Source organism: Zobellella endophytica, assembly GCF_003012775.1.
In the GTDB taxonomy this organism is placed as follows: domain Bacteria; phylum Pseudomonadota; class Gammaproteobacteria; order Enterobacterales; family Aeromonadaceae; genus Oceanimonas; species Oceanimonas endophytica.
This window is the reverse complement of record NZ_PXYG01000011.1, coordinates 42,294-58,887: the sequence shown is the minus strand read 5'-3', so window position 1 is coordinate 58,887 and position 16,594 is coordinate 42,294. Positions and strand designations below refer to the sequence as shown.

Genomic DNA, 16,594 nt, shown 5'->3' with positions numbered 1-16,594 from the left:
TCTTGCTTTGCGGCACCAAAGCAAAGACAATCCTACTCTATCAGGATAGATAACAGCGGCATGACACAGGAAACTGCGCTCATTGTACACATTTTTGTTAATTAAATGTAGACGCACCAATTTATCTTGATATAAAATTAATTCTGTCGACGCATCGCGAAGACAGTACCTTGAACTAACGGAGACGCGTACTTACGCGCAAGGTAACTAGAAATGGGAAAATTAACTACACACGTATTGGATACTGCCAAGGGCCTGCCAGGCTCCGAGATCAAAGTTGAACTGTACCGGGTTGAGGGCGAACAGACCACGCTGATCAATACCGTCTACACCAACCACGACGGCCGGACCGATGCGCCCATCCTGGCGGGTGAGGACTACGTGGCCGGTAAATACCAGCTGGTGTTCCACACCTCCAGTTACTTTAAGAAACAAGGTATTGAGCTGCTCGAACCGGCCTTCCTGGACGACGTGGTCATCCGTTTCGGGATCGCCGCCGGCGAAGAGCATTACCACGTACCCCTGCTGATCGCACCCTACAGCTACTCTACCTACAGAGGTAGCTGACGGGTCGCAGACGGCTCCTGCCAATGCCGCGACGAAGGAAAATCGTGCGGCATTGACAGTCTGCAACTCAATCTACTCGAGGACTTCAGGTCATGGAAAACATCAAGAATGAGCCAACACCTAAAACCCTCCCGGCTCCCGGGGGACTACTGGAAAAGTGGTTTAAGCTGAGTGCCCACGGCACCTCGGTCAAAACCGAGCTGGTGGCGGGGCTGACCACCTTCATCACCATGGCATACATTATTTTTGTTAACCCCAACATCATGTCCGCCTCGGGTATGGATGCGGGGGCCGTGTTCGTGGCCACCTGCATCGGTGCCGCCATCGCCACCCTGTTCATGGGACTGTACGCCAACTGGCCGGTCGGCCTGGCGCCCGGCATGGGCCTGAACGCCTTCTTCGCCTTCACCGTGGTCGGTGAAATGGGCTACAGCTGGGAAGTGGCGCTGGGCGCCGTGTTCTGGTCCGGCGTGATCTTCACCGCCATGAGTTTCTGGAAAATCCGCGAATGGGTGCTCGACTCCATTCCCGAATCCCTGCGCTACGCCATGACCGCCGGCGTGGGCCTGTTCCTCGGCCTGATCGGCCTGAAAACCGCCGGCATAGTAGTGGAAAGCCCGGCCACCCTGGTGACCCTGGGCGACTTCACCAAGCCCAGCGCCCTGCTGGCCGCCGTCTGCTTCCTGATCATCTCCATCCTGGTGCATCGCAAGGTGTTCGGCGCCGTGCTGATCGGGGTGATGAGCGTGACCCTGATCGGCCTGCTCATGGGCATCGTCGAATACAACGGCATCTTCGCCATGCCGCCCAGCATAGAGCCGACCTTCATGAAGCTGGACATCATGGGCGCCCTGGACATCGGCATGATCACCGTGATCCTGGCCTTCCTGTTCGTCAACATGTTCGATACCGCCGGCACCCTGATGGGCGTGGCCGAGCGCGCCAACCTGCGCCGCCCCGACGGCAGCATCGAAGGCCTGAAGAAATCCCTGAAGGCCGACAGCGCCTCTTCCGTCATCGGCACCTTCGTCGGCTGCCCGCCGGTGACCAGCTATGTGGAAAGCGCCGCCGGCGTCGCCGCCGGGGGCCGCACCGGCCTGACCGCCGTGACCATCGCAGCGCTGTTCCTGCTGTCCATGTTCCTGGCCCCCCTGGCCGGCATGATACCGCCCTACGCCACCGCCGGAGCCCTGATCTTCGTGGCCTTCGCCATGATGAGCAGCCTGGCCAAGATCGAGTGGGACGACTTCACCGAAATGGCCCCGGCCGCGGTGACCGCGCTGATGATGCCGCTGACCTTCTCCATCGCCAACGGCATTGCCATGGGCTTCGTCACCTACACGGTGCTGAAGATGGCCACCGGCCACCCGCGCGACGTGTCCATCAGCGTCTACATCCTGAGCGCCATCTTTATCGCCAAGTTCGTGTTCATGTAACGCTTTGTCTCTCGCACAACAAAAAACCACCGGTTTGCCCCGGTGGTTTTTTTATGGTCGTTGAGGCCGGCTCAGGCCGGCAGTTGCGCCAGCCGCCCCCTGAGCTCCGCCATCTTGGCTTCCATCACCCGCTCGAACTGCTCCAGGTTGTGCAGTATGGCCGCCCGGGGATCGGTGTTGCGCCGATCCAGAAGCTGCCCGAGCTCGTCCACCGCCTGCTGCAGGGCGATGCGCACCTCGGGGTTTTGGCTGCGGGGAAAGCGGAACTTGAGGCTGGCCGGCAGGCAGGAACCGGCGGGCCGCTCGAAGCAGACCTTGAGCTCATCGTGATCGCCCCGCTCCGTCACCCGGAAACGGCTGATCTGGTCGACGTCCTCGATGCCCATGGCGGTCAGGGTGGCAAACACTGGCATAACGGTTTCCTCTTGATGGCCGGACGGCGGGGCCGCTCCGGCGGCAAAGTGATGTTTACATATCGTTAACATGGAGGTTAGCCCCCCGGCCGCGGAAACATTAGAGCCAGTCGGGCATGCCGACTGAGTCCAGCTGGCCCCATCCCCGCCCCGCTGCTGGCGCTAACCAGCGACGACCGGGGATCCTAGATTGGTGAGCTATCACTACTCCATTCCTAGAGGAACGCGGTTATGTCGAAACAACAGGAAGTGACCATCAGGCTGGATGAAGCCACCAGCGCGCTCTTTGCCGAATATCAAGCCTATACCCGGGTCAGCCCCGAGCACTATCTGCAGCAACTGCTGGAAAAGACCCTGCCCACCCTGGAAGCCATGGTCGGTGCCCTGCGCGAGGCGGGAGGAGACGAGCAGGCGGTGATGGAGCTGTTCGGCAAGAAGATGGCGGAGTCGCTGCTCCGGCAGCAGGCGGCCAGATCCTGACCAGGCCAAGAAGCACGCGGGTGGAGCGCAGGCGGCCCGCCTGCTTTCCCGCGTAGCGGGAACCACAGGCCTGGCAAGCAACGCCTCAACCCTGGGCGCGACACCGATGCGGGCGAGCCGCCCGCGCCCCATTCGGTCACCGGCAGACAGGGGCGGTGATAACCGCCCCCCTGTTATTTCAACGCCGCTATCTGCCGGCGCAGCTCTTCCAGCTTGGCCTTCATCACCCGCTCCATGTGCTCCAGATCCTGCAACAACTGCTGCTTGCTGTCCCGGGTGGCGTCGTCCCCGTCCGGCCCGGCGGTGTTCAGCAGTTGCTGCAGCTCCACCAGCGCCTGGCGCAGCACCGGGCTGGTGTCGTCCAGCTGGTGCCATTGGGCGGTTTTCTGGAACTCGACCGGCACCGCGGCCTTGGGCCGGGCGAAGGTGAATTTCTTGCTGCGCGACAGCAGGGAGCCGGCTGGCCGGTGGTAATACACCTTGAGCACGTCGGCCCTGGCCTCGCGGCGCAAGCGGTATTGGCTGATGCTGTCGAAGGAGTGGATCCCCATCTGTTCCAGGGTTGGGTATGCTGATGTCATCTGTATTCGCCCGAAAAATTGATACTGCTGTCACTCAGGTTTCCACCACGCAGGGCGGCGGACATTGACCGGGGCGTCGGATCCGTGACGGCTGACCGCGGGGCGGGGCCATTCCAGGCAGGGCAATGGATGGCGCGGAGTCTAACCGGGCCCGCCCGCCGCGGACAGGGCCAGATGCCATCCGCCGCTGGGGCCAGCCCGCTATACCGCCAGTACCAGCGATTTCATGGTGCAGAACGCCTTGATATTGAAATGCCCCGCGGGGCTCGGTCCCACTGCGAAGGGGTAGCCCGCATCCCGCCCCGGTACCGCATTGACGAAGCAGCTGTCCATCGCCAGCTGCCGGCCCAGCTGCTCGCCCCGGGCCAGATCCCGGCTCCAGATGCCGGCGCTGCCGCCCGGTCCCAGGCCCCGGCACAGGGCGGGAATGTCGTCGGCGCCGGCGACCCGCAGCACAGAGAGCAGCGGACCGCCCGCCGGCCGGCGGAACACCGGCATCTCCGGCGCCACCCCGTCGAGCAGGGAGGCCGGATAGTACCAGCCGGGGCCGGCGGGCAACTCGCACCCCAGCACCGCCCGGGCTCCCTGCCGGCGCGCCGCCTGCACCTGCCGGTGCAGCCGAGCGCGCGACGAGGCGCTCGCCAGCGGGCCCAGCCCGGTTTGCGGATCTTCCGGATCCCCGCACGCCATCCCGGCCAGCCGCTGGGCCAGCATCGCCACCACGTCATCGGCGATGGCCGGGGTCACCACCACCCCGCGCGCGCCCCGGCCCAACTGGCCGGCATTGCGCAAGCCGGAGTCCAGCACCGCCGCCACCGCCGCCTCCGGATCCGCGTCATCCAGCACGATCTGCAAATCAGCCCCATCCAGCTCCATCACCACCGGTTTCAGCTGCCGGCCGGCCAGTACCGCCAGCCGCGCCCCGTCCTCCCGGTTGCCGCCGTAGGCCAGGGCCGCCACCCGGGGATCCCGGATCACCCCGGCCACCCGGGGTTGGTCGATGAGCAGGCAGGACACCAGCCCCGCCGGCGCCCCCGTCGCCCGCACCAGGGCGTCGATTTCCCGGGCACAGTGCGGCAGGTTTTCGGCCGGCTTCAGCAGCACGGCGTTGCCGGCCATCAGGGTCGGCGCCAGCAGGCGAAACGCCTGCCACAGGGGGAAACGCCCGGTGCCGAGCTGCAGCACCGAGCCCATCGGCTCGAAGGTGGTCAGGCTGCGGGCCAGCGGCAACATGGCCTGGCCGTGGGCGGCGAAATAGGCGCACTCGTGGGCGCAGCGGTCCACCTCCGCCAGCGACTCGCTCAGCCGCTGGCCCAGCTCCCGGGTCACGATCAGGGCCAGCCGCTCCCGGTTGGCCGACAGCTGGGAAGCCAGCTGGTTGAGCAGGGCGGCGCGCTCGGCGAAGGTGCGCTGCCGCCAGCCTTCGGCCGCCTCGGCACTCTGTTGCAGGCGGCCTTCCAGCTGGCTCGCGGACAGGGCCTCGAACACCCCGGTCTGCCGGCCGCTGGCCGGATGGCAGGAAACAAATGTCATGATGCGATCCTCTTGTCCTTGAGTGCGGGGAGCGGCCTCGCGTCCGGGATCCGAAGGCGGAGCCTTCCTCCGACGTTACCGGGCACCAAGGCGACCAACAAATGCCAGTTACCGGCCCGGGATGGGGCCAGCCATAATGAAAGGCAGGAGACGCCGGCCGCGACCGTATCCGGGCTTAAGGCGGCGCGCAAGACGTGGTTTAATCGACACCGATCCCGGGCCGGTTCCGGGTCGTGACCGATACCCCCAACAACACGGAGGCCGAACATGGCAATCAAGGGAACGGGACAGCCGGGCTCATGGACCCGCCTGCTGCCTTTTCTGCAATGGGCGCCCATGGTCAACCGCACCAGCCTGAAGGCGGACGCCCAGGCCGGCCTGACCAACGCCATCATAGTACTGCCCCAGGGCGTGGCCTATGCGCTGATCGCCGGCCTGCCGCCGGAGTACGGCCTGTACGCGGCCATCGTGCCGGCCATCGTCGCCGCGCTGTTCGGCTCTTCCTGGCACCTGATCTCCGGCCCCACCGCCGCCATGTCGATAGTGGTGTTCACCTCGGTCAGCCCCCTGGCCGAGCCGGGCACGGCACAGTTCATCACCCTGGCGCTGACCCTGACCCTGATGAAGGGAATCTTCCAGCTGATCCTGGCCTCGGCCCGGCTGGGGGTGCTGGTCAATTTCGTGTCCCATTCGGTGGTGATCGGTTTCACCGCCGGCGCCGCCGTGGTGATCGCCTCCAGCCAGCTGCAGAACCTGCTGGGGCTGAACCTGGACACGGACGGTTCCTTTACCGACACCTGGTGGCAGGTGCTGCACCACCTACCCGAGATTGATCCCTACAGCCTGGCGGTGGGCCTGCTGACCCTGCTCGCCTGCGTGCTGCTCAAGCGGTTCCGCCCGCGCTGGCCCAACATGCTGATCGCCCTGTTCCTGGCCAGCGGCCTGGCCCTGCTGCTCGACCCCGGGCGGCAGCACATCGCCCTGGTGGGGGCCATTCCCGCCAGCCTGCCGCCCTTCAGCCTGCCGGACCTCAGCCTCGGCAACATCAGCGCCCTGGCCTCCGGCGCCCTGGCCATCGGCCTGCTCGGGCTGGTGGAAGCCGCCTCCATCGCCCGCGCCGTGGCCAGCCGCTCCCACCAGCGGCTGGACGGCAACCAGGAGTTCATCGGCCAGGGGCTGTCGAACGTGGTCGGGGCCTTCTTCTCCAGCTATGCCTCCTCCGGCTCCTTTACCCGCACCGGGGTCAACTATACCTCCGGCGCCCGCACTCCGCTGGCGGCGATCTTCGCCTCCGGCTTCCTGCTGGTGATACTGCTGCTGTTTTCCGACCTCACCGCCTGGCTGCCCATGCCCGCCATGGCCGGCCTGCTGCTGGTGGTGGCCTGGAACCTGATCGACTTTCACCATATCCGGCTGATCGTGCGGGCGGCCAGGTCCGAGGCCACGGTGCTGAGCGTGACCTTCGCCGCCACCCTGCTGGTGGCGCTGGAGTTCGCCATTTATGCGGGGGTGATACTGTCGCTGGTGTTCTACCTCAAGCGCACCTCCACCCCGCGCATCGTCACCATCTTGCCGGATCCGGACGCCAGGCATCCGTTCTTCGTCAATGCCGAACACAAGCGGCTACCCTATTGCCCCCAGCTGCGCATCATCCGCATCGAGGGCTCGCTGTTTTTCGGGGCGGTCAACCACGTGCAGGAATACCTGCAGAACATCCGCGAGCCCCGGCTGCTGATCGTGGGCAACGGCATGAACTTCGTGGATATCGTCGGCGCCGAAATGCTGGTGCAGGAATCCCGGCGGCGGCGGGACGAAGGCGGCGATCTCTACCTGTGCAACCTCAAGGACGGGGTGGTCCGTTTTCTCAAACGCAACAACCTGGTGGCAGAGCTGGGCGACGATCACCTCTTCGTCAACAAGGGCCAGGCCATACACCGCATCTACCAGCGGCTGGATCCGGCCATCTGCAAGACCTGCACCGCCAAGATCTTCCGGGAATGCCACCTCGCCCCGCCCGGTGCCCGGTCCGAGCAAGAGCGGGAGATACTGCGCCAGCCGGCCTAGCCGCCACTGGCCATATCCCTCCGGGCCAACTGGCCCCTGTCCGGCCCCGTGCCGGCCGTTACACTGGCGTCAGCGTTATCTTTGATGTCTACAGACAGGGAGCAGGGCCATGACAGATTTGATTCACGAGCACCCCGGCCGGCTGGTGTCGGTGCGCGAGCTGTTCGATATCGATGCGGATTTCAAGGTGCCGGTGTTTGCCCAGCGGGATGAACACGTGCCCGAGGCCGACCCGACCTACTGCTTCAACCCGGACGTCACCCTGGCCATCCTCGCCGGCTTTACCCGCAACCGGCGGGTGCTGCTGCAGGGGCTGCACGGCACCGGCAAGTCGACCCATATCGAGCAGGTGGCCGCCCGGCTCAACTGGCCCTGCGTGCGGGTCAACCTGGACGGCCATATCAGCCGGCTGGACCTGGTGGGCAAGGACACCATAGTGCTGGAGGAAGGCAAGCAGATCACCCGCTTCCAGGAAGGCATAGTGCCCTGGGCCCTGCGCCGGCCGGTGGCGCTGATCTTCGACGAGTTCGACGCCGGCCGCCCGGACGTGATGTTCGTGATCCAGCGCATCCTGGAGCAGGACGGCAAGTTCACCCTGCTCGACCAGAACCAGGTAATCACCCCTCATCCCGACTTCCGGCTGTTCGCCACCGCCAACACCGTCGGCCTCGGCAACGTCAACGGCCTCTACCACGGCACCCAGCAGGTCAACCAGGCGCAGATGGACCGCTGGAACATCGTGGCCAAACTCGACTACCTGCCGCGGGAAGACGAAATCCGCATCGTGCAGGGCAAGGTGCCCCGTTACGCGGACCCGCGCGGTTACCAGTTGATCAGCACCATGGTGGCGGTGGCCGAGCTGACCCGGGCCGGCTTCGCCGCCGGCGACCTGTCCACCCTGATGTCGCCGCGCACCCTGATCGCCTGGGCCGAAAACACCGAGATCTTCGGCGATCCGGCGCGGGCCTTCCGGCTCTCGTTCCTCAACAAGTGCGATGAGGCGGAGCGCGGGCTGGTGGCGGAATACTACCAGCGCTGTTTCGATCAGGAACTGGACGAATCCCGGTCCCTGCAGCTGGCGATGATATAAGCGCCTGTTTGAAGACTGTAGTAATTCAGCGATGAGGCACCTGGGCCGCCCAGCCCCGAGCCCAGCCGCATCATCAACGGGATGGAAACCATGACCACCACCTCCAATTCACCCCAGGATCCGGCCGCCGCCGCCCGCCGCCAGCAACGGCTGGAAGAACTCTGCGCCGCCCTGATCCGCGCCCAGTCGGCCCAGGCGGAGCTGCGCTACCGCGGCCACCGGCTGGAATGGCGGGGCCGCCCCTATCCCCTGCGCGCGCCCCACCTGCATCCGGAACCGGGCCTGGACGACCTGGGCTCCTTCCGCGGTGTCGCCGACGCCATCGCCCTGCGCCTGCGCCACAACGATCCCGGGCTGCACCGGCGGCGGCGGCCGGCCCCCCCCGTCGCCCGGCTGGTGTTCGAGCTGCTGGAGCAGCTCAGGGTCGAATCTCTGGTCGAAGCGCACCATCCGGGCAGCCGCCGCAACCTGCACCATCGCTTCAGCGCCTGGAGCAACCAGTTCCTGGCCTCGGGCCAGACCGAGACCCACGTCGGCCTGCTGCTGTTCACCCTGGCCCAGATGAGCTGGGTCCAGCTCGGCGGCGGCCCGCTGGAAGAAACGACCGAGATGCTGATTGAATCCACCCGCATGTTTCTGCTGCGGGACATCGGCCCCGCCTTCGGCCTGCTGCGCCGCCACCGCCACGACCAGGCCGCCTTCGCCGAGCCGGCGCGGCACATCGCCTTCTGCCTGCACGAGCTGGTGGACGGGCTCGGCCAGCGGCTGGCGGCGGAGGGCAAGGCCGAGGCCCTGAGTGAAGACACCAAAAGGGCCTTCGGCCTGCTGCTGGAGCCGGAGGGCGACGGCGACGAGGGCCCGGCCACGGCCGCCGGGCCGTCCGGCTCCCGTCCGGACCGGCCGGCCGCGAATTACCGCGTCTACGACGACCGTTTCGACCAGGAATGGCCGGCCCGACGGCGGGTGCGACCCGAGCTGCTGGTCAGCCTGCGCGACACCCTCGACCGGCGCATCCGCGCACAGGGGCTCAACCTCAACCTGCTCACCAAGAAGCTGCACCGGCTGCTGGCCAGGCCCCGGCTCGACGGCTGGCGCTTCGGCGAGGAGGACGGCCGGCTCGACGGCCGCCGGCTGCCGGCCCTGGTCACCTCGGCCGCCGACCGGCGGGTGTTCAAGCAGGAACAACCGGCACCGCACACCGAGGCGGTGGTCAGCTTCCTGATCGACAACTCCGGCTCCATGCGTCCGCACATGGAGAGCATCGTCATGCTGGTGGATACCCTGGCCCGGGCCCTGGAACGGGTCGGTGCCCGGGTGGAGATACTGGGCTTCACCACCGGCCACTGGAACGGCGGCCAGCCGCTGCGCCAATGGCAGCGCAGCGGCCGGCCGGCCAACCCGGGCCGGCTCAACGAGCGCTGCCACCTGGTCTACAAGGAAGCCGAACGGCCCTGGCGCCGGGCCAGGAAAGACATCGCCGCCCTGCTCAAGGGGGATCTGTTCCGCGAGGGGCTGGACGGCGAGGCCCTGCAGTGGGCCGAGCAGCGGCTGCTGGCGCTGCCGGCGCGGGACCGGCTGTTGCTGGTGATCTCCGACGGCTGCCCGATGGACACCGCCACCCGCCAGGCCAACGGGCAGGATATCCTCGACCTGCACCTGCGCCAGGTGACCGGACGGCTGGAGCAAGAGGGCCTCATCCGGCTCTGCGCCCTGGGGGTGGGGCTGGATCTGAGCGACTACTACCGCCACAGCCGGCTGCTGGATCTGGCGCGGGCGCCGGACAACCGGGTGTTCGATGAAATACTGGCGTTGATGGCCGCGGCCATGGCCGGAAAATGATCATTTAATTAACATTTAAATTACAAAATTATTTTATTAACTGTATGATTTTAAGGTTTTTTTACGCTGGACCCAGCTCAACAGGATAAGTGGTCCTAACCTTTTGGTCGGCCGCATTTAACTATTAACCCCAGGCCCGCCGTCCCGGGGCCGAGGAACACCGGATGCCGTCTTGGTTGCACCCACCCGGGTCGAGACGGCATGCATTGAGCCAGTAGTGGGCAGCAGGCGTGGCAGAGACACCCTGGGGCCCGATGTCACGGAAGGTCACGGTTCCGCCGCGAGCGGAACATCAGCAACTGGAGCAAGAAGCCATGATACGCAAGCAACGTTTTATCAAGTCCCTCTCTTTCGCCCTCTGCCTGGGGGCGGCGGCCGTCACCAGCGGCCTGGCCCAGGCCAAAACCTTCAGGGTGGCGGTGGGCGACGGCGCCGGCGGCACCCAGCACCAGCTGGCGCTGAAGTTTTCCGAGGTGTTCAAGGAAAAGACCGGCGGCCAGCACGACACCCAGCTGTTCCTCAACGGCCAGCTCGGCGACGAACAGGCCACGGTCAACGACGCCTCCATGGGGTTGCTCGACTTCTCCATCCTGGCCATCAACAACGTCACCCCCTTCTCCCCTTCCGTCGGCGTGCTGACCCTGCCCTACATGGTGCAGAGCCTGGACGACGCCATCGCCCTGACCCAGGGTGAGGTGGGCCAACAACTGGTGGACAACACGGTACGCGACGCCGGGGTACGCATCGTCGGCTGGGCCTATTCCGGCTTCCGGGTGCTGACCAACTCCAAGCAGCCGGTGCAGAGCCTGGACGATCTCAAGGGCCTGAAGATCCGGGTGCCCAACAACGAGATCATGATCGACACCTATCGCGCCTGGGGCATCAACCCCACCCCCATGGCCTGGTCCGAAACCTTCACCGGACTGCAGCTGGGCGTGGTCGACGGCCAGGACAACCCCTACATCACCGTCTACGCCATGAAGTTCGACGAGGTGCAGAAATACGTCACCAACATCCGCTATCTGTTCTCCATCGAGCCGCTGATCGTGTCCGAGTCGGTATTCCAGTCCCAGACGCCGGAAGTCCAGCAGGCCATCCTGGACGCGGGCCAGGCGGCCACCGAACACGGCGCCCAGTGGCTGGTGGAGCAGGAAGACAAGATCAGGGCCGAGCTGACCAGCCGCGGCATGCAGATCACCGACGCCGCCAACGGCGAACAGGAATGGATGGACAAGGCCATCAGCCAGGTCTGGCCCAAGTACTACGACCAGCTCGGCGGCAAGGAAAACCTGAACAAGATCCTGCAATCCCTGGGACGTGACGAGATATAACCGCGACGGCTCAGCAGCGTGCACCCGGCGAGCGCCGGGTGCATTGGGATCAGGGAGGAAAGTCATGACCATCGGCAAGCTGATTTTCAGCATTATCGACAATATAGAAAGTGTTATTTGCAGAACATTACTGGCCAGCTTCGTGGTCATTCTGTTCATTCAGATCATTTCGCGGCAGGTATTCAATTACTCCATCGCCTGGAGCGAGGAGTTATCCACCTACATGTTCGTCTGGTTCGTTTATTTCGGCGCCAGCTACGCCACCAAACTGGCGGCCCACAACAGGGTGACCTTTCAGTTCAAGCTGTTTCCGCCCCGTTTCGCGGTCATTTCCGAGGCCCTGGCCGACCTCGTCTGGGTCGGCTTCAACAGCTACTTCGTTTACCTCAGCTACGATTTCGTCTTCAACAAGATGAACCTGTTCTGGAAATCCCAGACCCTGGGCTTTCCGATGAAATATGTTTACATGATTTTACCCATTGCCTTCGCCCTGATGACAATACGCATTCTCCAGGTGAATTATTACAAGCTGATCAAAGGGATCGATATCCGGGATCCGGAGTCGCGAGAAGTGGAAAAGCTGCTCGAATCATCAGACACCGCCACCAAACCGAATTAATCCCGGAGCATCCCATGATCGAATCATCCGTAGTCACCATCCTGTTCGGGAGCTTCCTGTTACTGTTGTTAATGGGCGCCCCCATCAGCGTGTCGCTCGGCGTCTCGGCGCTGGCTTCCTTCCTGTATCTGGGCGAAAACCCGATCAAGTTCGTGCAGATCGCCTTTACCTCGGTCGGCTCCTTCCCGCTGATGGCGCTGCCCGCCTTTATCCTGGCCGGCGCCCTGATGGAGGCCGCCGGCATTTCCAAGCGGCTGGTGGACCTGGCGGAAAGCTTCGCCGGCCCCTTCACCGGCGGCATGTCGGCGGCCACCGTCATGGCCTGCATGTTCTTCGGCGCCATCTCCGGCTCGGGCCCGGCCACCACCGCCGCCGTGGGCATGCTGATGATCCCGGCCATGGTGCAGCGGGGCTACAGCAAGGGCTACGCCTCGGCCATCACCGCCTCCTCCGGCGGCCTGGGGGTGGTGATACCGCCTTCCATTCCGATGGTGATCTTCGGCATCTCCGCCATGGGGCTGATGCCGCCGCCCGAGGCCGTGGCCCAGTACGGCCAGTTCCAGTCGGTGTCGATTCCCAAGCTGTTCATCGCCGGTTTCCTGCCCGGGCTGGTGCTGTCCTGCGGCCTGCTGATCATGAACTATTTCCTCAGCAAGAAGCACGGCTACAAGGGCACCACCGAGGGCTGGTCCATGGCCGTCACCTACACCGCCCTGCGCAAGGGCATCTGGTCGGTGCTGGCGCCCATCGTCATCCTGGGCGGCATCTACAGCGGCCTGTTCACCCCCACCGAGTCCGCCATCGTCGCCATCTTCTATACCCTGGTGATCGGCTTTTTCGTGCACAAGGAGCTGAAGTTCAAGGACGTGATGCACTCGCTGGAAACCACCACCTGGCTGACCGGACGGGTGCTGCTGATCCTGTTTACCGCCACCGTGTTCGGCCGCCTGCTGGTGGAAAACCAGATCCCGGCCGTGGTCGCCGCCGCCATGCTGGACATGACCACCAATCTCTACATCATCTGGGCGCTGATCATCTTCTTCCTGCTGTTCGTCGGCATGTTCATGGAGACCCTGGCCGCCATCATGATACTGACGCCGGTGCTGCTGCCGGTGGCCTACAACCTGGGGATAGACCCCATCCACTTCGGCATAGTGGTGGTGTGCTGCCTGTCCATCGGCTTCCAGACCCCGCCGCTCGGCGAAAACCTGTTCATCGCCTCCGGGGTGTCGGGCACCTCCATCGAGGAGATTTCGCTGCGGGCCCTGCCCTTCGCCGTCGCCTCGGTGGTGTCGGTGTTCCTGATAGCCTATGTACCGCAGATAGCGCTGTTTCTCCCCGGCCTGTTCGGATAGCGGCCATTCACGCATGGCCGGCGGCCCGGCCATGCCCTTAGCGAGGGTAAAAACATGTTGCCAGAGCTCAAACGCATCCTCTATTGCACCGACCTTTCCAAGAACGCCTCCTTCGCCTTTCAGTATGCGGTGTCGCTCGCCAAGACCACCGGCGCCGACATCCATATCCTGAACGTGGTGGAGCAACTGTCCGGCGACGAGAAGCTGACCCTGCAGTCCTACATCCTCAACCAGCGCAGCCGGGAGGAGTTCCTGCACCAGCGGCTCAACCACGCCAGGGAGCAGTTGCAGCAGCGGCAGGACTACTTCTGGGACGTCATCGCCCCCGCCGAGAAGGCGCTGCGCACCAGGATCGTCGGCTGCGAGGTGGTGGAAGGCTACCCGGTGCAGACCATACTCCGCCGCTCCCGGGAACTGGGTTGCGATCTGATCGTGATGGGCGCCCACGAAAAGGGCTGGCTGCACACCCTGCTCGGCAGCGTGGCCAAGAACGTGCTGCGCGAGTCGCGCATCCCCACCCTGATCGTGCCCCGGCCGGAGAAAAAAGCGCCGGCTGAATGATGCCATTCTGCCAGGAGCCTGTTTAGGATATTCGCAGAGCTTGTCTGCCATGCCCGAGCGAAGAGGCAACAGGGATTGCCTCTTCGCTGGATGAGTGACAGACAGCGTTGTAAAGATCGCAAACAGCGTCCAAGAAGTGACTCCGGATTCCCCGCGCCGGCGCTTGCGGTTACCATCAAGGGTATCCCTTTTCGTCGGCACAGCGCATGGAACTGATCTTCCTCGGCACCTCTTCCGGTACCCCCACCAAGAGCCGTAACGTCTCCGGCCTGGCCCTGCGCAGGGCCGGCACCCGCGCCTGGTGCCTGATCGACTGCGGCGAAGGCACCCAGCACCAATTGCTGCATACCCGGCTGTCGCCGATGCAGCTCGACACCCTGCTAATCACCCATGTGCACGGCGACCACTGCTACGGCCTGCCCGGGCTGCTGGCCAGCGCCGCCCTGGCCGGGCGCACGGCGCCGCTGCGTATCATCGCCCCCGCGCCCATCGCCGGTTTTATCGAGTGCGTGGCCCGGCTGAGCGATCTCCGGCTCGACTTCCCCATCGATTTCGTGCCGGTCGAATCGCTGCAGGCCCCCCTGGCGGTGCGGGATTTCACGGTGGAACCGGTGGCCCTGTCCCACCGGGTGCCGAGTTATGCCTATGTGTTCACCGAAACCCGGGTGGAGGCCCGGCTGGATGTGGCCCGGCTGACCGCCGAGGGCATTCCCGCCGGTCCGCTGTGGGGCCGGCTGCACCGGGGGAAGGAGCTGCAGTTCGAGGGACGGCGCCTCAGGGGGCGGGACTACCGGCTGCCCGAACGGGCGCCGCGCAAGGTGATCATCGCCGGCGACAACGACACCCCCGCCCTGCTGGCGGAGGCCGCCCGCGGCGCCTGCCTGCTGGTGCACGAGGCCACCTACACCCGGGAGGTGGCCGAGCGCCTGGGGCCGGCGCCCCGACACAGCGACGCCGAGCGGGTGGCCCGCTTCGCCGAACAGGCCGGCCTGCCCAACCTGATCCTCACCCACTTCAGCCCCCGCTACCAGGACGGTGTCGGCTCGCCCCATATCGACGAGATAGCGGCGGAAGCCCGCGCCCATTACGGGGGCAGGCTGAAGCTTGCGCGGGACCTGGATCACTACCGGCTGAGCCGGCAGGGGGAGCTGGAAACGGCCGGTCCTCGCCGGACCGGCCGTCAGCCATGAACCGGCATCGACGGGCTCAGGGCCAGTCGACCCGCCCCTGGTCTTCGGGCCGGTAGCTTACCCGCCCCAGGGGCACGTGATCCTGGATCGCCTCACGGATCTGCGCCTCTTCCTCGGCACTGAAGCCACCGCACAGTTCGATAAGCTCGATGCGCCGGGTCAGCATCTCCTGGGCGGCCATGACCGCCTCCTCCAGGGTACGCACCCCGGCCACGGCGATGTCGAAGCCGTCGCTCTTGATGCGGCCGTGGTGCTTGAACAGCTCCAGGTCCGGCCCCTTGATGATAAAACCATAACGGCTGAGTGACATAAATAGCTCCTTTCGGGTCGAGGCTCAGGCCACCACGGCGCGGCTGGCCTGGTGGGCACAATGGAGGGCGGCCAGGGCGCAGGACGCCAGCCGGGCCTCGGGCGGATCGGCGCGGGAGGTGAGGATGATCGGCACCCGGGCGCCCAGCACCAGGCCGGCGGCGGTGGCGCCCATAAAGTACACCATCTGCTTGAACAGGAAGTTGCCCGACTCCAGGTTGGGCACCAGCAGGATGTCCGCCTGCCCCGGCACCCGGCCGCGGATGCCCTTGATGGCCGCCGCCTCCGGCGATACCGCGTTGTCGAAGGCCAGGGGGCCTTCGACCAGGGCGCCGGGCAGGGCTCCCATGGCCGCCAGCTTGACCAGCTCGGCGGCGTCCAGGCTGGAAGGCATGCTCTTGCTCACCTCCTCGGTGCCCGACAGCACCGCCACCTTGGGCTCGGGGTTGCCCAGGGCGTGCATCAGACCGATGGCGTTGCGGGCGATGTGCAGCTTGTCGAGCACCGTCGGCTGGACGTTGATCACCGCGTCGGTGATGCACAGGGCCTTGCAGCTGCCCGGCACCGTCATGTGGAACAGGTGGCTCAGCCGGCTGTCGGTGCGCAGCCCGGCGGACTTGTTCAGCACCGCCCGCAGCAGGATATCGGTATGCACATGGCCCTTCATGATGGCGTCGGCGTCGCCCTGGCTGACCAGGGCGACGCCCAGCCGGGCGGCCTCGGTTTCGTCGGCGGCCTGCACCAGGCGCAGGTCGTCCAGCGCCCAGCCCATGGCCTGGGCCTGATGCCGCATGACGGCGACATCACCCACCAGTATCGGCTCGATCAGCCCCTGCTCCCTGGCCAGCCGGGCACTGGCCAGGGAAACGGCATTGACCGGGTTGATCACCACGGTGGTGACCCTGGGGTGCTGGCGGGCCTGGGCCAGCAAGCGGGGCGGGCATTCCTTGGGCGCGGTATTGAGCATGATTCCCTTCCTGTTCGACAGAAGACCACCGGAGGCCACTGACACAATGGCATCGGGTTGTGTTCCGGTATCGGCAGACTGGCATAAACAGGCGACACCCATGTCAGAAGAGACGGACAAAGGGAACCGCTCCGCCGACCGTCACATGCCAGGGATGGCATGTGCGAGCCTACATGGACGTACTTGCGGCGTGTCGGAGGAGTGGGCCCTTTGGCCGGCTCATGCCAGTAAAACAGACGGCTTGATGATAAAGCCGAGC

General features: G+C 65.2%; 16 protein-coding genes. 11 read left to right on the top strand and 5 right to left on the bottom strand.

The genetic code is table 11. From position 1 onward, the window contains the following. Nucleotides 1–213: 213 nt before the first annotated feature. Nucleotides 214–567, top strand: a complete 354-nt coding sequence (gene uraH / locus C7H85_RS18085; RefSeq protein ID WP_106731111.1) for a hydroxyisourate hydrolase — start codon at nucleotides 214–216, stop codon at nucleotides 565–567. Between the two features lie 92 nt (nucleotides 568–659). After that, complete coding sequence (locus tag C7H85_RS18080; RefSeq protein WP_106731110.1) at nucleotides 660–2,003, top strand: NCS2 family permease; 1,344 nt, start codon at nucleotides 660–662, stop codon at nucleotides 2,001–2,003. 71 nt (nucleotides 2,004–2,074) lie between these two features. Here C7H85_RS18080 and C7H85_RS18075 read toward each other — a convergent pair whose 3' ends face one another. Continuing rightward, nucleotides 2,075–2,416 (bottom strand): DUF3461 family protein, encoded by a 342-nt coding sequence (locus C7H85_RS18075; protein ID WP_245879715.1) that lies wholly within the window; start codon nucleotides 2,414–2,416, stop codon nucleotides 2,075–2,077. A gap of 231 nt (nucleotides 2,417–2,647) precedes the next feature. On the opposite strand from C7H85_RS18075, the gene C7H85_RS18070 reads away from it, so the two are divergent. Then, entirely contained in the window at nucleotides 2,648–2,896 is a 249-nt protein-coding gene (locus C7H85_RS18070; protein WP_106731108.1) for a hypothetical protein, read from the top strand. A gap of 173 nt (nucleotides 2,897–3,069) precedes the next feature. Here the strand turns inward: C7H85_RS18070 and C7H85_RS18065 are convergent, their stop codons facing one another. Both C7H85_RS18065 and C7H85_RS18060 read right to left on the bottom strand, forming a co-directional pair. After that, the gene (locus C7H85_RS18065) at nucleotides 3,070–3,477 is read right to left on the bottom strand and encodes a DUF3461 family protein (protein ID WP_106731107.1); all 408 of its coding nucleotides are present in this window, start codon (nucleotides 3,475–3,477) and stop codon (nucleotides 3,070–3,072) included. A gap of 201 nt (nucleotides 3,478–3,678) precedes the next feature. After that, on the bottom strand, nucleotides 3,679–5,010 hold the full coding sequence (locus C7H85_RS18060; RefSeq protein WP_106731106.1) for an aldehyde dehydrogenase family protein: 1,332 nt from the start codon (nucleotides 5,008–5,010) through the stop codon (nucleotides 3,679–3,681). Between the two features lie 267 nt (nucleotides 5,011–5,277). Here C7H85_RS18060 and C7H85_RS18055 point away from each other — a divergent pair, with 267 nt between their 5' ends. The 8 genes from C7H85_RS18055 to C7H85_RS18020 all read left to right on the top strand — a co-directional run bounded on the left by C7H85_RS18055 (nucleotide 5,278) and on the right by C7H85_RS18020 (nucleotide 15,059). Next, entirely contained in the window at nucleotides 5,278–7,074 is a 1,797-nt protein-coding gene (locus tag C7H85_RS18055; RefSeq protein WP_106731105.1) for a SulP family inorganic anion transporter, read from the top strand. 109 nt (nucleotides 7,075–7,183) lie between these two features. Then, nucleotides 7,184–8,164: an AAA family ATPase gene (locus C7H85_RS18050; RefSeq protein ID WP_106731104.1), complete on the top strand. Its 981-nt coding sequence runs from the start codon at nucleotides 7,184–7,186 to the stop codon at nucleotides 8,162–8,164. A gap of 90 nt (nucleotides 8,165–8,254) precedes the next feature. Next, complete coding sequence (locus C7H85_RS18045; RefSeq protein WP_106731103.1) at nucleotides 8,255–10,003, top strand: cobaltochelatase CobT-related protein; 1,749 nt, start codon at nucleotides 8,255–8,257, stop codon at nucleotides 10,001–10,003. A gap of 314 nt (nucleotides 10,004–10,317) precedes the next feature. Next, nucleotides 10,318–11,334, top strand: a complete 1,017-nt coding sequence (locus tag C7H85_RS18040) for a TRAP transporter substrate-binding protein (RefSeq protein ID WP_106731102.1) — start codon at nucleotides 10,318–10,320, stop codon at nucleotides 11,332–11,334. Nucleotides 11,335–11,398: 64 nt separating this feature from the next. Next, nucleotides 11,399–11,953, top strand: a complete 555-nt coding sequence (locus C7H85_RS18035) for a TRAP transporter small permease (RefSeq protein ID WP_106731101.1) — start codon at nucleotides 11,399–11,401, stop codon at nucleotides 11,951–11,953. 14 nt (nucleotides 11,954–11,967) lie between these two features. Next, on the top strand, nucleotides 11,968–13,308 hold the full coding sequence (locus C7H85_RS18030) for a TRAP transporter large permease (RefSeq protein ID WP_210433694.1): 1,341 nt from the start codon (nucleotides 11,968–11,970) through the stop codon (nucleotides 13,306–13,308). A 54-nt stretch (nucleotides 13,309–13,362) separates the two neighbouring features. Beyond that, nucleotides 13,363–13,869, top strand: coding sequence for a universal stress protein (locus C7H85_RS18025; RefSeq protein WP_106731100.1), 507 nt, complete (start codon nucleotides 13,363–13,365; stop codon nucleotides 13,867–13,869). A 206-nt stretch (nucleotides 13,870–14,075) separates the two neighbouring features. Next, nucleotides 14,076–15,059: a ribonuclease Z gene (locus C7H85_RS18020; RefSeq protein WP_106731099.1), complete on the top strand. Its 984-nt coding sequence runs from the start codon at nucleotides 14,076–14,078 to the stop codon at nucleotides 15,057–15,059. Nucleotides 15,060–15,075: 16 nt separating this feature from the next. Here C7H85_RS18020 and C7H85_RS18015 read toward each other — a convergent pair whose 3' ends face one another. Both C7H85_RS18015 and C7H85_RS18010 read right to left on the bottom strand, forming a co-directional pair. Then, nucleotides 15,076–15,369, bottom strand: a complete 294-nt coding sequence (locus C7H85_RS18015) for a DUF6506 family protein (protein WP_106731098.1) — start codon at nucleotides 15,367–15,369, stop codon at nucleotides 15,076–15,078. A 24-nt stretch (nucleotides 15,370–15,393) separates the two neighbouring features. Beyond that, complete coding sequence (locus tag C7H85_RS18010; RefSeq protein ID WP_106731097.1) at nucleotides 15,394–16,335, bottom strand: bifunctional enoyl-CoA hydratase/phosphate acetyltransferase; 942 nt, start codon at nucleotides 16,333–16,335, stop codon at nucleotides 15,394–15,396. Between the last annotated feature and the right edge of the window lie 259 nt (nucleotides 16,336–16,594).